We start from the raw sequence: 16,660 nt of genomic DNA, 5'->3' as shown, positions 1-16,660 counted from the left end.
CGAGCAGATCCTCGCGCCCGTCCGGGGGTACATCCACGCACCGTTCTTCGCGGAGATGAACCGCCGTTCGTTCAACGAGGCGGTGCCGTGGAACGACCTGCTGCTCGACACCGTGGCCGAGTTGTGCGCCCTTTCGATCCCGGATGGTGGGCGGACTTCTACTACGACCTCTCCCAGGCGTTCCCTGACGGGTCGGCCCTGGCCGGCAAGCGGATCATCATCAGTTCCCGGTCGACGACGGCCTCGGCCGGCGGGGAAGGCGTCTTCTTCGACCGCGACGCCCCGCAGGGCGGCTCCCTTGCACCCCTGCCCGACGGGCTGTCCGACCGCCTGCACTTCGCACACGAGGGCATCGCCTGGTCCAGCAAGGGCCGCAAGCGGAGAGCCCAGGGCAAGCGGTGAGCCCATTGCCGCAAGTGGCTCAGGAGCACGAACCTCGTCCATGACTACGGGGCCGACCGGGTACTTGAGGTCGTCGCCTCCGCATTGAGCGCCAACGGTGTGGCCGACGGCGTACGCCTCGCATGCCTGCGCTACGCCTGTGCGGTCTCCCACGCACTGGAGAGCGGCGGCCGCAGGGCACCCCTTCTGAAGAATCTCCGCGTACCGACCCGAGCGGACTGGTACAACGCGGGACGGGCCCTGTTCGGGTCGGGCTGGCCCGGCGAGCACGCCTGCGTCGACAACACACTGACCCGGTTCCTGGAATGCGTCCGGGGACTGTCGTCCGTGCTCACCGGGACGGAAGGGCGGCTCCTCCTCCGCACCAGCCGACGATGCGGCGGGAGAAGGTGTCGACGACGAAGGCGACGTAGATGGTGCCGGCCCAGGCCGCGACATGGGTGAAGTCCGCGACCCAGCACCGGTTCGGGGCGTCGGCGACGAAGTCGCGCTCCACCAGGTCCGGCGCACGCTCGGCAGCAGGGTCTGCGATCGTCGTGCGGATCTTCCGGCCGCGGACCGCTCCGGCGATGCCCAGCTCGCGCATGAGCCGTTCCACCGTGCAGCGGGCCACCTGGTGGCCTTGCCGGTGAAGTTCCGGCCAGATCTTGCGAGTGCCATAGACACGGTAGTTGGCGTCGAATACCTGCTGGATCAGTATCTTCAGTTCCGCGTCGCGGGTGGCCCGCCGTGACGGAGGACGGGTTTTGGCGGCGTAGTAGGTGGAGGGGTGATGCTGACGCCGTGCTCGGTGAGTACGGTGCAGATCGGCTCGACGCCGCCGAAGCGGTCCCGGTGCTCGTCGATGAATCTCACGAGCGTAGATGTGGCCGGTCGAGCTCGGCGATGCTGATCGGAAAATCGATCTTCGGGAGGGCAGGCGGCAGCATCCGGGCCGCTTGCGGACCGGATGTCGGGATGGGTCGGTCAGGCACCCGCGGGTTCGAGGGTGACCTGGTGGCCGAGGGCCTGGAGCTGGCGGACGAGGTCGCGGGTCTTGCGGGCGGGGTTGAGATGGCGCTGGTGCCAGTCGGAGCCTTCACCACCGCGTCGGACCTGCGTGACCGCGATCATGTGCAGTGCATGGTTGATCGAACGGTTCCCGCCCCGGTTGAGGCGGACGCGGACCTTGTTCGACGACCACAGGGAATGGGAGCCGTGCCGATGAAGTGCGCGAACGCATCCTTCGACTTGAACCGGGCGGCACCGGCCGTCTCACCGATGGCGACGGCCGCGCTGCGGACGTCGCGTTCGAGCGCCTGGACGGAGCGGCGACCGAGGAGGCCGGACTCGAGCGGTTCGCCGAACTCGCGACGCCTGGGTCCGGAAGCACCCGGCGAACTCCCGGAACGCCGGATATGGTCACCGGAGGTTCTGCGTCGAGGTCCGCAGTCCGGTTGCCGCGGAGATCCCGGAGTTCACCCCGCCGGTACGGGGCGAGGGGCGGAGCGACACGCGGGGCCGCTCGTGTGACGCTCCGCCGGTATGCGTTCAGTCGGTGGTCTCAGGGGCGATGTTCTTGTTGAAGCGGAGCAGGTTGTGAGGGTCCCAGGCGGCCTTGATCGAACGCAGCCGCTGGTGCTTGGCCTCGCTGCCGTGCACTCCGCGCCGCCACTCTTCGCCCAGGTCGTCGGTGAGGTTGGCGTAGCCGTTCGTCAGTGTGTGCGGCCGCATCGCCTCGGTGAGGGCCGTCGCCCAGTCGTCGTACTGCGCGTCGGACTCGGGTGCGTCCCACTTGCAGATGGCCTCCCACAGCCAGGCGGCTCCCGCACGGGAGAAGGCCATGGCGTCCTCGTCGACATCCTCGGAGATCGCGCCGCCCATGAACGAGATGTTGAACGAGTAGATGTCGCCGGGGTTCGCCGGCACGGTGGCAACGTGCTCCAGCAGCACGTCGACGGCATCGCCGGACAGTGTCGGCAGGTACCCACCACGCAGGTTCATACGCTTGCCGTAGGGGGCGACGGCGTCGAGCATGCTGTTCGCCCGGACCCACATGGTCTTCGCGACAAGATTGGCGAGCGGTTGGCCGAGCGCGGCGAGCGGCTCGACGACCTCATGGGCCGTGGCCGGCTCCCCGGTGTGGACCACCACGAGAATCAGCGCCGGCTTCCCGTGCACCTCATCGGGCAGCATCGGCAGGGGCGGAGCAGGAGCGATCGCGACCAGCAGGCCCAGCTCCCGCGGGGCTGTGGCCAGGTGCGCCGCAAGCTTGCCGAGGACTTCGGCGGCCTGGTCGAACGGGAAGATCAGCTGTCCTGCGACGACGTCGGGGCCGACCGGGTGCGCACGGTACTCGAGCGAGGTGACCACCCCGAAGTTGCCGCCCCCACCGCGCAGCGCCCAGAACAGGTCGGGGTTCTCCGTCTCGTCGGCGCGAACCTTGCGCCCATCCACGGTGATCATGTCACAGGCCAGCAGATTGTCGACGGTGGCCCCGTAGCGCCGCATCAGATAGCCGATACCGCCGCCCAGGGTCAGCCCGGCGACACCGGTGCTGCTGACCGTCCCGGCGGGTACGGCCAGGCCGTGCAGCTGCGCGGCGGCGTCCATCTCGCCGAGCCTGACGCCCGGTTGGGCCCGGACCAGGCGGGTCTCCGGGTCGACGGTGACCGCCCGCATCGCCGAGAGATCGATGACCAGCGCGCCACCGGGCATCGCATAGCCGTCGGAACCATGCCCACCGCCGCGCACGGCCACCGGAATGGCGTGTGCCGAGGCATAGCGGAGCACGGTCGCGACGTCCTCCTCGTCGACGCACTGTGCGATCAGCGCGGGTCCCTCATCGGCGGCACGGCCTTGGTACAGCGCACGCGCCGCGTCGTACAGGACGTCGCCGGGCCGCAGCACCGCGCCGCGGAAGTCGGTGGGGAAGTCGGCGTGAGTGCGGGGTTCTGCCGACGCGCTCATGGGGGGACTCCTTTTCAGGGACGTGCAAGGTGAAAGGGACATGCGTGGCCAAGCGCCGGTGTTCGGCAAGGCTGGTATCAGAGGACCCGGAGGATGTCTTCGACGCGATCCTTGGCATCGCCGAAGAGCATGGAGGAGTTCTCGCGGTAGAAGAGCGGGTTCTGGACGCCGGCGTATCCGGAGGCCATGGAGCGTTTGAAGACGATGACGTTCTCGGCGTTCCAGACCTGGAGGACGGGCATGCCGGCGATGGGTGAGCCCGGGTCCTCGGTGGCGGCGGGGTTGACGGTGTCGTTGGCGCCGATGACGAGGACGACGGTGGTGTGGTCGAAGTCGTCGTTGATCTCGTCCATCTCCAGGACGATGTCGTAGGGAACCTTGGCCTCGGCGAGCAAAACGTTCATATGGCCCGGCAGTCGTCCCGCGACCGGGTGGATGCCGAAGCGCACATTGACGTTCCGGTCCCTGAGTTTGCGGGTCAACTCGGCGACGCCGTACTGGGCCTGGGCCACGGCCATGCCGTAGCCGGGGGTGATGATCACCGAGTCGGCCGACCCGAGGAGCTCGGCGACACCCTCGGCGGTGATCTCGCGGTGCTCGCCGTAGTCCTTGTCGTCGGCCGGGCCGGCCTCGGTGCCGAACCCGCCGGCGATCACGGAGATGAAGGACCGGTTCATCGCCTTGCACATGACGGAGGACAGGTAGGCACCCGAGGAGCCCACCAGGGCGCCGGTGATGATCAGCAGGTCGTTCTCCAGCAGGAACCCCGACGCCGCGGCCGCCCAGCCGGAGTAGGAGTTCAGCATCGAGACCACGACCGGCATGTCACCGCCGCCGATCGAGGCCACCAGATGCCAGCCCAGGGCCAACGCGACGACCGTGACCGCGATCAGCAGCCACAGCGCAGGGTCGATCACGAACCACGTGGTCAGCACCGCGAACGCCGCCAGGGCACCGAGGTTGAGGTAGCTCTTGCCGGGCAGCATCAGCGGGGACGACGTGATCCGTGCCGAGAGCTTGAGGAACGCCACGATCGAGCCGGTGAAGGTGACCGCGCCGATGAAGACGCCGATGAACACCTCGGCGGAATGGATCCCGAGCAGCTCCTGGGCCTTCAGCAGTTCGGCCTCGCCACTGACCGGGCCGTTCAGGGTGGCTTCGACGTGCAGGTACCCGTTCCAGCCCACCAGGACCGCGGCCAGACCCACGAAGGAGTGCAGCAAGGCGATCAGCTCGGGCATCCCGGTCATCTCCACCACGCGTGCCCGCCACAGCCCAATCGCGGCACCGACCGCCATGAAGCCGATCATCAACGCCAGACCGACTCCGGAGATGTCCTGGTGGATCGCCAGCGCAATCGTCGCGGCCAAGGCCAACGCCATGCCGCCGATGCCGTAGGACTTGCCGGCCTTGGCGGTCTCGTGACGGGACAGTCCGGCCAGCGACAGGATGAAGAGCAGTGCGGCGACGATGTAGGCGGCCGCAGCGGCTGTTTCGACAGTCATCAGATCAGACATGACGGCCCCCTCAGCTTCTCGAGAACATGGAGAGCATCCGGCGGGTCACCGCGAAGCCACCGACGATGTTGACCGAGGCCAGCAGGATCGCAATCGCCGACAGCGCCGTGACCACCTCGCCGTTCGGGGTCGCGCCGTGCCCGATCTGCAGCAGGGCGCCGACCACGATGATTCCCGAGATCGCGTTGGTCACGCTCATCAGAGGCGTGTGCAGGGCGTGATGCACCTGCCCGATCACGTAGTAGCCGATCACGATCGCCAGCGCGAACACCGTCAGGTGTCCCAGCAGCGCCGCCGGGGACAGGGCCGCGAGAAGGAACAGCGCCGTGGCGCCGACCCCGGCCACGGTGAACCTACGCCGGGCCGACACTGGCACCTCGGCCTTGGAGCCGACCGGCTTCACCTCAGCGGGTGCGAGGGCGGGAGCGGCTGCCTGAGTGGCGGAGACCTGCACGGGTGGCGGCGGCCAGGTCGACTCGCCGTCGCGCACCACGGTCATCGATCGCTGCACCACGTCGTCGAAGTCCAGCACCAGCCGGCCGTCCTTGCCCGGGGTCATCAGCTTGATCAGGTTGACCAGGTTGGTGGCGTACAGCTGGGACGCCTGCGCGGGCAACCGACCAGGGAGGTCGGTGTAGCCAATGATCGTCACACCGTTGGCCGTGACCACCGCTTCGTCCCTGACCGTGCCCTCGACGTTGCCGCCGTTCGCGGCGGCCATGTCCACGATCACGCTGCCCGCCTTCATCGACGCCACCATCTCCGCGGTGATCAGCGTCGGCGCCTGCCGGCCGGGGATCTGCGCTGTTGTGATCACGATGTCCATCTCCGTGATCCGGTCTCTGTACAGCTGGGCCGCGCGGGTGTTGTAGTCCTCCGACATCTCTTTGGCGTAACCCGTCGCGGATACCTCTACCTCGCCGGTGTCCGCCGCCTCGACCGAGAGGTACTCGCCACCCAGCGACCTCACCTGGTCGGCGACTTCCGGCCGCGGATCGGTGGCGTACACGACGGCACCCAGGCTCCCTGCTGCACCGATCGCGGCCAGACCCGCCACCCCCGCACCGATGACCAGTACCTTCGCCGGCGGCACCTTGCCCGCGGCCGTCACCTGACCGGTGAAGAACCGGCCGAAGACGTGCGCGGCCTCCACCACCGCCCGGTAGCCTGCGATGTTCGCCATCGACGACAGCACGTCCAACGACTGCGCGCGGGAGATGCGGGGCACCGCATCCATCGCCAACGCCGTGATCGGCCGCTTCGCCAGGTCCTCCACCAGCGCGGGGTTCCACGCCGGGCTCATGATGCCCATGACCGTCGTGCCCGGCTTCAACCCGTCCAACTGCTCCGACGAGAGAGCGTCCACACCGAGCACGACGTCGGCCGCGAGCGGGTCACCGACCCTCGCACCGGCCTCGACATACTCTTCGTCCGGGAAGCTCGACAGCGCACCGGCACCCGCCTCCACGACGACGTCGTACCCCAGCTTCACCAGCTGGACCACCGTGGCGGGAGTCGCGGCAACGCGCGTCTCGCCACGGCGGGCTTCACTCACGATTCCGATCAGCATGCTCAACACTCCAGGGTGTCGATGTTCCCGAGCTGCGGTGGATGCCCAGGTGGGCAAACCAGGAGCGCCATCCAAGGCGACTGCGGCATTGGATGGCGCCTGTCCGGGAGTCTGCGATCAGGCGACGGGCTTCGACAGCCCGCCGTCGACGCGCAGCACCTGACCGGTCACGTAGGAGGCGTCGTCGGACGCCAGGAACGCCGTCGCGGCGGCGATCTCGGCGGGCTCGGCCCAGCGGCTGAGGCGGATGCCAAGCCCCTGAACCATGCCGGCCCGGACCTCCTCAGGGCTCTTGCCCTGCTGCTTGCCCATGGCCTCGGTCTTGGTGAGCCAGCCCTCGGTCTTCGTCATTCCGGGGGAGATCGCGTTGACCCGGATGTTGCTGGGAGCCGCCTCGGCCGCCAGGTAGCTCGTGAGCGCGACCGCGCCCGCGTTCACGATGGCCGTGGCACCGGTGTTGGGGATCAGCGCGTGTGCGGTCGCGCCGACGACGTTGACGATGCTGCCGCTGCCGGTCTGGCTCAGGAAGGGCAGAGCGGCCCGCGAGACGCGAAGGTACCCGATCAGCTTCGTGTCGAAGGCGGAAGCGATGCTCTGCTCGTCGATCTTCTCGAGCGGGGACGGCGTGAGCTGCGGCCCTGCGTTGTTCACGAGGATGTCGAGGGCGCCGTGCCACGCGTGCACCTCTGCCAGAGCGCGGTTGACGGAATCCGCGTCGGTGACGTCCGCGACGATGGGGAGCACGTCCTCCGCGCCGGATCCCTCGGCGAGACGACCGGCCGCGGCCTTGACCGCCGCTTCGTCCCGGGCTGCGATCGCCACCTTGGCACCACGCTCGAGCAGCGCCTGTGCGATGGCGAAGCCCATGCCTCGACTACCACCGGTCACGAAGGCCGTGCGGCCCTCCAAGTTCCAACCTGCAGCCATGTTCGGCCCCTCCAGTCAGCGGTCAATTGCTTGCTGCAGAGTGGATCTGACGAGCTGAGGCCGCTGCAAGCGCGGTTAACGGAGGGTTCACACGTGGGCAGTCGGGCCACCTCGCACCTTCCCGACGGCTAACGGTGGGAGGCGCACACTGGCCCGCGCTCAGCCTGTTCCGAGGGTGAAGGAGGGATGGGTGATGGAGGTCTGCTGCATCGAGGCATCCCACGGGAGACGTAGCACGAAGGATGGTGGCGTGAGGCCGGAGCGTTCAGGGACACGATGAGCCGGCTTGAGCAAGACCCTCGAACGGAGACTCCCCCTGTCGCCTGGAGCGTGGCGCTGCGCAGTGCCCTACGGGGCAGGTCACTGACGCAGACGATCGTGGCCGCCCTGGCAGTCGGGTCGGTTCTGTTCATGGTCAACCTGTACTCGCAGGTCCGGGACGGCCCGTTCACATGGGCGCTCGCCTCGCGCGTCGCCCTAACCTTCCTCGTGCCGTGGCTCAACGCGACGATGGGGATCGCGATCGGCCTGCGGAAACCCGGCGCTTCACCGGGCCGCCGGACCTCGCCCGCAGACAGGGCCACTCCCTAGGGGTTTCCGGCGGATCATGCCGGGCTCACGCCGCCCTGCGGCCCCTGAGCGTGCCGCCCCACCCTCAACCCGAGCCCTGTCGCTTCCAGGCAGGAACCGTCGAAAGGTGATTCTCATGTCGCTGGTGCCGATCCTCACATCCGATCAGTTCTCATCGGCCGACCAACCCGCTCTCGCACAGGGGGTGAAGGTCTACGGCGAGGTGCTGAACACTTGGGGGGCCATCGGGAACAGCCCCGGCCTGCTCGCCAAGTACCTCCCCTTCCTCGGGCAGCTCAACGGCCCGGGCGCGTTGGACGGGCGCTTGAAGGACCTGGTCGCCGTACGCGTCGCCGTGCTCAACCACTGCCGCTATACCACCAGTCACCGTTGCACGTCGGCCCTGGCCAAGGGGGTGGAGGTCGACGAGCTCGCAGCCGTGGCGACCGGCAAGCTCGAAGGCTTCACCGAGCAGGAGCAGCTGGCACTTCAGCTGGCCGAGGAGATGACGGTCTCCCTTCCGGCCGTCCCCGCGGCCGAGGGCCTCACCGGTGTCTCGGCGAGTGTCCGCGACGACGTGCAGCGGGTGTTCGACGCGGCACAGTTGGTCGAGCTGGTCATGTGCATCAGCATGTGGAACGCCTTGTCACGCTTCCACCGTGTCATGGCCTTCGAGCTGGACATGCCGGCGCCGCCCGCACCGGTGGATGCTCAGCTCTGAAACCTCGCAGGTCGATGAGGCCGGGCGGACAGGAGTCCGGCCGGCCTCACCCCGTGCCCGGACGAGGAAGGCCTGAAGCTTCGCGGCAGCAGTCGGCGTGACCACCGTCCACGTGTGACCCGCCACGGTCGTGAAACAGGCCGGTCGTCTCTTCGCCGGTCGAGCTCGCAATGCTCCGCTGAGAGGCTTCCTCACGGCACCGCCGACGGCTCTTCGCCGCGATTAACACCCCACTAACATCTCGTGGCTAAAGTCGAAGGAACCAACGGCCGAACGAGTCCCCCACTTCTGGGCAGGATGCGCTTTCGAAGATTCCGATCGAGCATTCCGAATGGCCAGTCGATTGTGACGCTGATTTCCCAGCTTCTAACGCCTTGAGAGTAAGTTCATAAACGGGTTCGCGGCAGCTTCCCAGCGAGGTTCTATCGATGGGAAATTGACTGACGATCCCGACGAGAACAGTGCGTGCACGACGGTACTTGGGTGAAGTGGAGAGGTGGCACTTGATGCGAACTGGCGAGCAGTACCTGGAGTCTCTCAGGGACGGGCGCGTTGTCTGGGTCGGAGGTGAACGGATCGACGACGTCACGACCCACCCGCTGACCAGGGCGCAGGCCAAGCGTATGGCGAAGTTCTACGACCTGCATCACGTGCCCGAGATGCAGGACATCATGACCTTCCTCGATGACGACGGGGTGCGTCGTTCGATGATGTGGTTCAAGCACGGGGACGCCGAGGGGTTGCGGCGCAAGCGTGTGTACCTGGAGACCGTGGTCAGGGAGCTCGACGGCGGATCGTCGGGCCGGACCCCGTGCGCGAACAACTACGGTCTGATCACCTACCAAGAGGACCCGCAGCCGTGGAGCGACCAGTCCGTGGGCACTGGCGGGCGTGACCTGACCGTGGGCATCCGAAAGTTCCTGGATCTGGTGAAGGAGGGCGACCTCAACTGCGCCTTCGCCTTCATCGACCCTCAGATCGACCGGTCCAAGCAGCACGCGGCCAAGACCGCGCTGCGTGTCGTGGAGACGCGCGACGACGGCATCGTGGTCAACGGTGTCAAAGCCGTGAGCACCGGAACGCCGTTCGCCGACTACATTCACATCGGCGTCTTCTACCGCCCGGGAATCGAGAGCGAACAGGTCATCTACGGCGCCTGCCCGGCCAACGAGCCGGGCGTCACGATAGTTTCCCGCGAGGCGACGGTGCGTGACGACCCCGATAACCACCCGATTGCTTCGGCCGGTGACGAGCTCGAATGCACCGTCATCTTCGACAACGTGTTCATCCCGTGGGAGCTTGTATTCCACATCGGAAGTCCCGAGCACGCTTCGCTGTACCCGCAGCGCATCTTCGACTGGGTGCACTACGAGGCGCTCATCCGGACGATGGTCCGGGCCGAACTCATGGCCGGCCTCGCGATGCTGATGACCGAGCACCTCGGCACCTATCAGCTTCCGCCGGTCCAGGCGCGCCTGGCGCGTCTCGTCGAGTTCTACCAGACGATACGAGCCCACGTGATCGCGTCCGAGACGGAAGGGTTCATCTCGCCGTCGGGGCTCTACAAGCCGAACGTCCTGCTCTTCGACTTCGGCCGGTCGTACTACCTGGAGAGGTACGCGGAGATGAGGAACGAGGTGATCGACCTCGCCGGTCGTGCCTCGCTGCTGTTCCCCACCGAGGAGCAGTGGAACAACCCCGAGCTCCATGACTGGCTCGCGCCGCTGCAGGCGGGTGCGGTCGGCGAGCCCTACGACCGCCTGCGCATCTCGCGCGTCATCCGTGACCTCTTCCTGTCCGACTTCGGCGACCGGATCAGCACCTTCGAGCAGTTCAACGGGACTCCGATGCTCGCCACCCGGATGCTCACGATGAAGCGCTCGGAGCTGTCACCCGCCGGCCCGCTCACCGAACTCGCCCGGAAGACCTGCGGCCTTCAGAAGCCCGAGGCTCCCGAGGTGACGGCTTACACCGAGCAGGCCGAATACGCCCGCCGCCTTGACGGCGTGCGGCTTGAGGGCTCACGGGTCCGCTGAGCCGGCGACCGAGCAGGGGCGGTTCGCGGCCGGTGTCGGCCGCGGACCGCCGTCCTCAGCATTCCCCTGGGCAGGGGCCCGATGAGGAAAAGCAGCGACTGGGCGAGGGATGCCGGCCCGGGCTCCTTCGCGTATGAACGGAGAGGTTGACATGGCTTACTACATCGCACGTGCGGCGGATCGGAAGTTCTTCGATGTCGAGGGCGTGCCGGGTCTTCGGCAGGCGCTCCTGGTCGGGCATGAGCAGGGTGCTGCGCACTTGGAGGTGAGCTTGTACGAGCTGGCTCCCGGGGCGACGACGGGCTGGGCCCGCTGCCCGTTCGAGGAGTCGTGGTTCATCACGGGCGGAAACGGCGAAGCCTCCCTTGCCGGTCTGCGCTACGAACTGGGTTCCGGCGACTACGGTGTGGCGCCCGTGGGCCTCGCTCATGCGCTGTCCGCGGGTGATGAGGGACTGACGTGGCTCGGCGTGCGCGCACCGAAGCCGCCGACGTTCGACGGTGCCCGTAACAGCATCGCCGCCAAGCCCGCTGCGGGTGAGAACCTCGGCCGTCCGTCGGAGACGGATCCCCGGCATCGCTTCGTCGGGCACTTCGAGGACTCGGACATGGCCCCGTACGCGCAGCTGTCGATGCCCGGTTACCACGGTCCCAACGTCAAGAACATCAGCCTCAGGATGATGGTCGACCAGCTCCTGGGGGCACAGCATCACACGGTCTTCGTGTGCGAGATCGCGCCGAAGTCCGGCCCGGGCCAGGCGGCGAAGGTCCACTACCACCCGTTCGAGGAGATCTACTACTTCACCTCCGGCGGGATGAGAGGAACCCTCGACGGCAACGACGAGGTCGTCGAGACAGGTGATCTGGTGTGGGCGGGCACCAACGGCACACATGGGTTCGTCAACGAACGTAATGAGCCAGCCCGCTGGATCGAGGTGCAGTCGCCGATTCCTCCCACTTCGGACGGGTTCTTCTTCCCGGACGACTGGCGTAAGCTCCCGGAAGAGCACTGAGAATCACGGAGGCGCGACGATCGATGGGTGACTCCGTTCCCGATCGACCGAGCGGCTCGAAGGCCCCAGGTCGACAGCATCGGGCGATCATCAGGCGGAAGCTGGCCATGCCGGAGCCGGCGAAGGACATCGTCGTTCGCGAAAGGCTCAGTCAACGGTTGAGGGGGTTGCTCGACCGCCACACCGTGGTGAACGTCTTCGCGACAGCCGGGGCCGGCAAGACGACGGCAGTGGCCCTGGCTGTCCGCGACCTCGACAGGCCCGTTGCCTGGCTGTCACTCGACGGTACGGAGCAGGCGGCGGGCCGCCTGCTCGTCTACCTCGAGGCGGCTGTCGAGGGTGCCGTCCCCAGCGCGGCCGATGTTGCGTCCGATGCCCTGCGCAGCAGTCTTCACATCGGTGAGGCGGCCGGACTGCTGGCAGAGAGCCTCCAGGGGAGCCGGCTCGTCCTCGTGTGCGACAACGTGGAACGGATCGCCCCCGACGAGGCCTGCATCTCGGTGCTGTCGTCCTTCGCTCGCTACCTGCCGTCCGGCGTGAACCTGGTGCTCGTCTCACGCGTCGACGTCCGCCTCGACACCGGCTCGACGAGCGAGCGTGACCGGGTGGGTGAGCTGGTCGAGAGCGACCTCTCCTTCGACGCCCAGGAAGCCGCCGCGGCACTGCGAACCGTCGGTCACGTCGACGTGCACCCGGCTCAGGCGGTGGCGGCGACGGGGGGCTGGGTCACCGGGGTCCTGTTCGAGGGCTGGCGCCATACACAGTCTCGCGGGCTGGATCCCGACCTGCTGCGGTCCTATGTCGCGGCGAACGTCCTCAACTCACTCACCCTGACGGAGACAACGTTCCTCCTGCACACCAGTCTGCTGGGGGAGGTCTCGGTCGGGGGCGCCCGGGCCCTGGGCCAGGAGAACGCGGCGCAGGTCATGGCGGGCCTGCGTGCGCGGCATCTTCCGGTGACGTGGTCCTCGGACGGCTCTCGCATGACGCCGCACCCCGTGTTCCGCGATTTTCTGCTCGAGGCCCTGGAACGGGAGGACGTCAAGACGCTCGCCGCGGTTCGTCGCAGGCATGCAGAGGTCCTGATCGCTGGCGGCGCGCACGAGGAAGCGGTCGACGAGTTGCTCCGGCTCGGGGACCTGGAGGCGGCAGGGCGGCTGGCTGCCGCAGCCCTCCCCAGCCTCGTCGCGCGGATGGACTTCGCGCCGGCGGCACGGTGGCTCGACGCACTGGGAGCGTCGGTGCGGACTCTGACCCCGGAGATGGGTGCGGTCATCCTGCGCGTCGCTTTCGCACTCGAGCAGTGTGATCGCGGAGTGAAACTCGTCGATCGCCATGGACTCGACTGGCTTCCGGCGCCGAGGACCCCCGACTTCGAGGAGGCCCGCGTCCTGGCCTGTTGGTGCCTTTGGCACTCCGGGAGGATCGAGGAGGCGCGATCCATCGCCGATCAGCTGCCGTCGGGCCGCAACCGGCTCATCGCGCAGACGTTGATCGCGCTGGCCACAGGCGAGGAGCCGCCACCGTTCCCCGAGTTCTCGGCCACGCCGTCCGGCCCGCTCGACGGATTGCTGATGCGGCTCGCCTTCCTGCGTGGCCGCCTCGACGGACTCGACGACCCGGGGTCGTTCGATCCGTGGCGCACGATACTCGGCGGCCCTTGGGTCGTTGCCGCGCTGCGCGTCACCGGGCGGCTCGACGCCGCGATGTCGATGTTCGAGCCTCGCCGTGGCTCGTCACAGCCGGTCTGGCTGCATGCCGTCGACGCCGTCGATCTCATGCTTGACCTCGGCCGCGGAGAGGAGGCCCGTGCGTCCATCGAGCGCGGGAGGGAGCTCATCGCGTCGACCGGCTCGCGGGTGTACAAGAACCTGAGCCTGCTCGTCGAGGCCAAGCTGTGGCTGCGACTCGAGGGCGACGCACAACGCGCCGACCGCGTGCTGGCTGAGGCGACCGCCAACGGAGCCTCGGAGTACACCCTCACCCGGGAGATGTGGCAGATGTGGTCGGGTCTGTCGATGCTCCTGCAGAACCGGGACGCCGAGGGACACGAGCACCTCGCGGAATGCCTCAGGAGCATGCAGAAGGGGGACCGCCATCTCGATCTTCCGACGGCTGCCGTGTACCTTTCCGAGGCGCAATGGCGGCTCGGCCTCGAGGAGGAGTCCGACGCCACGGCCGAACTCGCGATGGTTTCCGCCTCGACCCACGGAACTCAGCACCTGCTGCTGACGGCCCTGGCGGACGTGCCCTCGGTCGCCGCCAGAGCCGCGGACACCAAGTCCAGTCGTATGTCGCCCTGGCACGAGATCCTCGCCGCCCTCTCGGGCCAGCATCCGATACGCGTGAATGTGAGTACGCCCCGACTCGTGCTCGAGGAATTCGGCGAGCCGGTCCTCACGGTCGACGGACACGTGACTCAGCCCCGGCTGACGAAGAGTCTCGAACTCCTCAGCTACCTGCTGTGGACACCCGACCGCAGAGCCACTCGCGAAGAGCTTCTCGGGGCGCTCTTCGGCGGCCGCAACGACGCTGCCGGCCGCAGCTATCTACGGCAGGCGCTGTACCGGCTGCGCGAGGCACTTCCCGACGGATTGGGCCCGGCACAGGACGGCGATGTCTTTCACATGGCCGGCCCCGCGTTGGCCGGGGGGTCGGCACAGCGGGCGGTCGACCTCGTTGCCCAGGCCGGGAGACAGAACGGAGAGATTCGTCTCCAGACGCTGTCGCGCGCCCTCAGCAGCGCCGAGAAGGGGCCCTACCTGGCGACGATCTCAGGTGAGTGGGTCACCGAGCGCCGCGTCGTCCTGGCCGAGACCTTCGTGTCGGCGCGGGTCGACGCGGCCAAGCTCGCCTATCGGATGAACCGCTATCGCGAGGCGAAGGGGCTGGTCGACAGCGTGCTTCGCGAGGACCCGTACCGCGAGCAGGCCTGGCAGCTCGCCATCAGACTTGCGCATGCCAGCGGCAGCGACGACGGCGTGCTGGCGCTCTACCAGCAGTACGTCGCGCGGATGCGGGAGCTCGGAGTGCCGCCTTCCGACGAGGTTCGCCGGCTCGTCATGCAACTGCGCCGATAGCCCTGGCCGATTTCGCCTCGGTAAACACGCGGTGAGTCACACTCGAGCACCGGGTTGCAGGAAATGCTCAGCCGTCTCGTTACAGGCAACGGAGGGCAAGATGGGTGCATTGACCGCGCAGGAGATGCGCGCTACTTATCGCGGAGCAATGGCACGGTTCACGACCGGCGTGACGATCGTGACCACCAGGACTCCGAACGGGCCGGCGGGGATGACGGCCAGCGCTGTCGCGTCCGTTTCGCTCGATCCGCTCATGCTGCTGGTGTGCGTCGGAAACACCCTTGCGACGAGGGACGCGATTTCCGGCTCCGGCGTCTTCGCCGTCAGCGTTCTTTCACAGGGCCAGGAACGGCACGCGCTGCGGTTCGCGAGCCGGTGTGACGACAAGTTCGCCGGCATCGGGCTGCGAGCGGACCACGACCTCCCCGTCGTCGAAGGCGCCGTCGCTCACTTCGCCTGCAATGTGAAGGAAGAGTTCGCCGGGGGAGACCACACCATTTTCGTCGGTGAGGTCGTCAGCTGCGGCTATTCCGTCGACTCGAACCCGCTCGTCTATTTCGGTGGGAAATTCGGCAGCCTCTGCGATCCCCATTCCCATGCGCAGCTCGCGTTCGACTGGCAGCTCGCTGCGTCGATGTAGCGGGACCCCGCCCAGGCGCCCGGGCCGGCCATGCGCATCACCTCGCGTCTTGGCCCGGGTGCGATCAACAACCCTATGCGCATGTCGCGCACCACATCCCCAGGAGATGAACGTGGACGTATCCGTACTGGGTCTCGGTCAGATGGGATCCGCCATTGCCGAACGGCTCATCAGCGCGGGCCACAAGGTCAGCGTCTGGAATCGGTCGAAGGGCAAGGCGGACGACCTGGTGGCCAGGGGCGCGTTCGAGCTGGACGCGTCCTCCGAGGCGTGGGCCCGGTCGGACGTCTGTATCACGATGGTCGCTGACTCCCATGCCTTGGCCGATGTCGCGCTCGCACCCCACGGCGGGCTCGTGCACGCCGCAGCCGGCAGGGGGAAGACGCTCATCGACATGAGCACCGTCTCGGCGGAGGTCTCTGGTCACGTGGCCGCCGCGGCCGCCGCCGGCGGCGTCCGGTACCTGCGCGCTCCGGTGAGCGGAAACCCGGGTGCCGTACGTGCCGGGAACCTCACGATCCTCGCCTCGGGCGAGGAGGCCGTCTTCACGTCCGTCGAAGGTCTCCTCCGCGACATCGGTCCCCATGTGTTCAACGTCGGCGAGGGGGAAGCTGCCCGCATCATCAAGCTGGCTCTCAACCTCATGGTCGCCGGGACGGCCGAACTCCTCGCCGAGTGCGTCGCATTGGCCGAGGCCCACGGCGTGCGACGGGACAAGCTTCTGGAGATCGTCGGCGCCTCGGCGGTCGCGTCACCGTTCGTGAAGTACAAGATCGGGCCCCTCCTGGCGGATGACTACACGTCGACGTTCAGCTCGCGGCTTATGCGCAAGGACTTGGACCTGGCCCTCGAGTCGGCGGCAGCCGGTGGAGTTCCGCTGCCGGTCACCGGCGTCGTGCAGCAGCTGCTTCAGGCCTGCATGTCGACTGGCCTGGGTGAGCTGGACTTCATGGCCCTCCTCATCCGGCTACAGCGTGAGGCCGGCCAGACCTCCGCCTGACCGGCCTCAGTGCCCTGCGCGGTTTCAGCTTGAGATTTAACCCTTCTTCTTGCGCCCCTTGGTCTTCTCGGTGTCCTTTTTGATCGCTTTTGTTGTAACGGGGTGTCGTCGCGCCGGGGTGTTCTTCCCGCCGCGTGGTCGCCCGGGGCCGGGGCGACTGCTTTTCGGCAGATGGCTCGGGGTGCCCAGCCGATCCCGCAGATGCCGAAATCCCCGACGGACCCGGTGGGGGCTCA

The 16,660-nt window shown here is 67.7% G+C and carries 14 protein-coding genes; 8 read left to right on the top strand and 6 right to left on the bottom strand.

Features of this window, described 5'->3' with window-relative positions:
• The first annotated feature begins 123 nt into the window (after positions 1-123).
• Positions 124-402 (top strand): hypothetical protein, encoded by a 279-nt coding sequence (locus ACFV9O_RS28240; RefSeq protein ID WP_385422606.1) that lies wholly within the window; start codon positions 124-126, stop codon positions 400-402.
• A gap of 331 nt (positions 403-733) precedes the next feature.
• Here the strand turns inward: ACFV9O_RS28240 and ACFV9O_RS28235 are convergent, their stop codons facing one another.
• The 6 genes from ACFV9O_RS28235 to ACFV9O_RS28210 all read right to left on the bottom strand — a co-directional run bounded on the left by ACFV9O_RS28235 (position 734) and on the right by ACFV9O_RS28210 (position 7,365).
• Positions 734-1,108 carry an IS3 family transposase gene (locus ACFV9O_RS28235; RefSeq protein ID WP_385422666.1) on the bottom strand — a complete coding sequence of 125 codons (375 nt, stop codon included), beginning with the start codon at positions 1,106-1,108 and terminating at the stop codon, positions 734-736.
• A 260-nt stretch (positions 1,109-1,368) separates the two neighbouring features.
• Positions 1,369-1,515, bottom strand: a complete 147-nt coding sequence (locus ACFV9O_RS28230; protein ID WP_385422604.1) for a hypothetical protein — start codon at positions 1,513-1,515, stop codon at positions 1,369-1,371.
• Between the two features lie 417 nt (positions 1,516-1,932).
• Positions 1,933-3,351 carry an FAD-binding oxidoreductase gene (locus ACFV9O_RS28225; protein WP_385422602.1) on the bottom strand — a complete coding sequence of 473 codons (1,419 nt, stop codon included), beginning with the start codon at positions 3,349-3,351 and terminating at the stop codon, positions 1,933-1,935.
• Between the two features lie 77 nt (positions 3,352-3,428).
• Positions 3,429-4,856 carry a Re/Si-specific NAD(P)(+) transhydrogenase subunit beta gene (gene pntB / locus ACFV9O_RS28220; RefSeq protein ID WP_385422600.1) on the bottom strand — a complete coding sequence of 476 codons (1,428 nt, stop codon included), beginning with the start codon at positions 4,854-4,856 and terminating at the stop codon, positions 3,429-3,431.
• A gap of 22 nt (positions 4,857-4,878) precedes the next feature.
• Entirely contained in the window at positions 4,879-6,438 is a 1,560-nt protein-coding gene (locus ACFV9O_RS28215; RefSeq protein WP_385422664.1) for a Re/Si-specific NAD(P)(+) transhydrogenase subunit alpha, read from the bottom strand.
• A 117-nt stretch (positions 6,439-6,555) separates the two neighbouring features.
• Positions 6,556-7,365, bottom strand: a complete 810-nt coding sequence (locus ACFV9O_RS28210; RefSeq protein ID WP_385422598.1) for an SDR family NAD(P)-dependent oxidoreductase — start codon at positions 7,363-7,365, stop codon at positions 6,556-6,558.
• Positions 7,366-7,743: 378 nt separating this feature from the next.
• Here ACFV9O_RS28210 and ACFV9O_RS28205 point away from each other — a divergent pair, with 378 nt between their 5' ends.
• The 7 genes from ACFV9O_RS28205 (at position 7,744) to ACFV9O_RS28175 (ending at position 16,424) form a co-directional block, all read left to right on the top strand.
• Positions 7,744-7,956: a hypothetical protein gene (locus ACFV9O_RS28205; protein WP_385422596.1), complete on the top strand. Its 213-nt coding sequence runs from the start codon at positions 7,744-7,746 to the stop codon at positions 7,954-7,956.
• A 115-nt stretch (positions 7,957-8,071) separates the two neighbouring features.
• Positions 8,072-8,656, top strand: coding sequence for a carboxymuconolactone decarboxylase family protein (locus ACFV9O_RS28200; RefSeq protein ID WP_385422594.1), 585 nt, complete (start codon positions 8,072-8,074; stop codon positions 8,654-8,656).
• A 506-nt stretch (positions 8,657-9,162) separates the two neighbouring features.
• The gene (locus tag ACFV9O_RS28195; RefSeq protein WP_385422592.1) at positions 9,163-10,692 is read left to right on the top strand and encodes a 4-hydroxyphenylacetate 3-hydroxylase N-terminal domain-containing protein; all 1,530 of its coding nucleotides are present in this window, start codon (positions 9,163-9,165) and stop codon (positions 10,690-10,692) included.
• A 151-nt stretch (positions 10,693-10,843) separates the two neighbouring features.
• Positions 10,844-11,704, top strand: a complete 861-nt coding sequence (locus ACFV9O_RS28190) for a cupin domain-containing protein (protein WP_266386336.1) — start codon at positions 10,844-10,846, stop codon at positions 11,702-11,704.
• Between the two features lie 107 nt (positions 11,705-11,811).
• The gene (locus ACFV9O_RS28185) at positions 11,812-14,784 is read left to right on the top strand and encodes a BTAD domain-containing putative transcriptional regulator (RefSeq protein ID WP_385422589.1); all 2,973 of its coding nucleotides are present in this window, start codon (positions 11,812-11,814) and stop codon (positions 14,782-14,784) included.
• A 100-nt stretch (positions 14,785-14,884) separates the two neighbouring features.
• Complete coding sequence (locus ACFV9O_RS28180) at positions 14,885-15,424, top strand: flavin reductase family protein (RefSeq protein ID WP_385422587.1); 540 nt, start codon at positions 14,885-14,887, stop codon at positions 15,422-15,424.
• Positions 15,425-15,536: 112 nt separating this feature from the next.
• Positions 15,537-16,424, top strand: a complete 888-nt coding sequence (locus ACFV9O_RS28175; protein ID WP_385422585.1) for an NAD(P)-dependent oxidoreductase — start codon at positions 15,537-15,539, stop codon at positions 16,422-16,424.
• Positions 16,425-16,660: the final 236 nt, after the last annotated feature.

The sequence above is a fragment of the Streptomyces sp. NPDC059909 genome (assembly GCF_042730885.1).
Classification (GTDB): domain Bacteria; phylum Actinomycetota; class Actinomycetes; order Streptomycetales; family Streptomycetaceae; genus Streptomyces.
The sequence above is the reverse complement of the archived record's forward strand: the minus strand, read 5'-3'. Positions and strand labels throughout refer to the sequence as shown.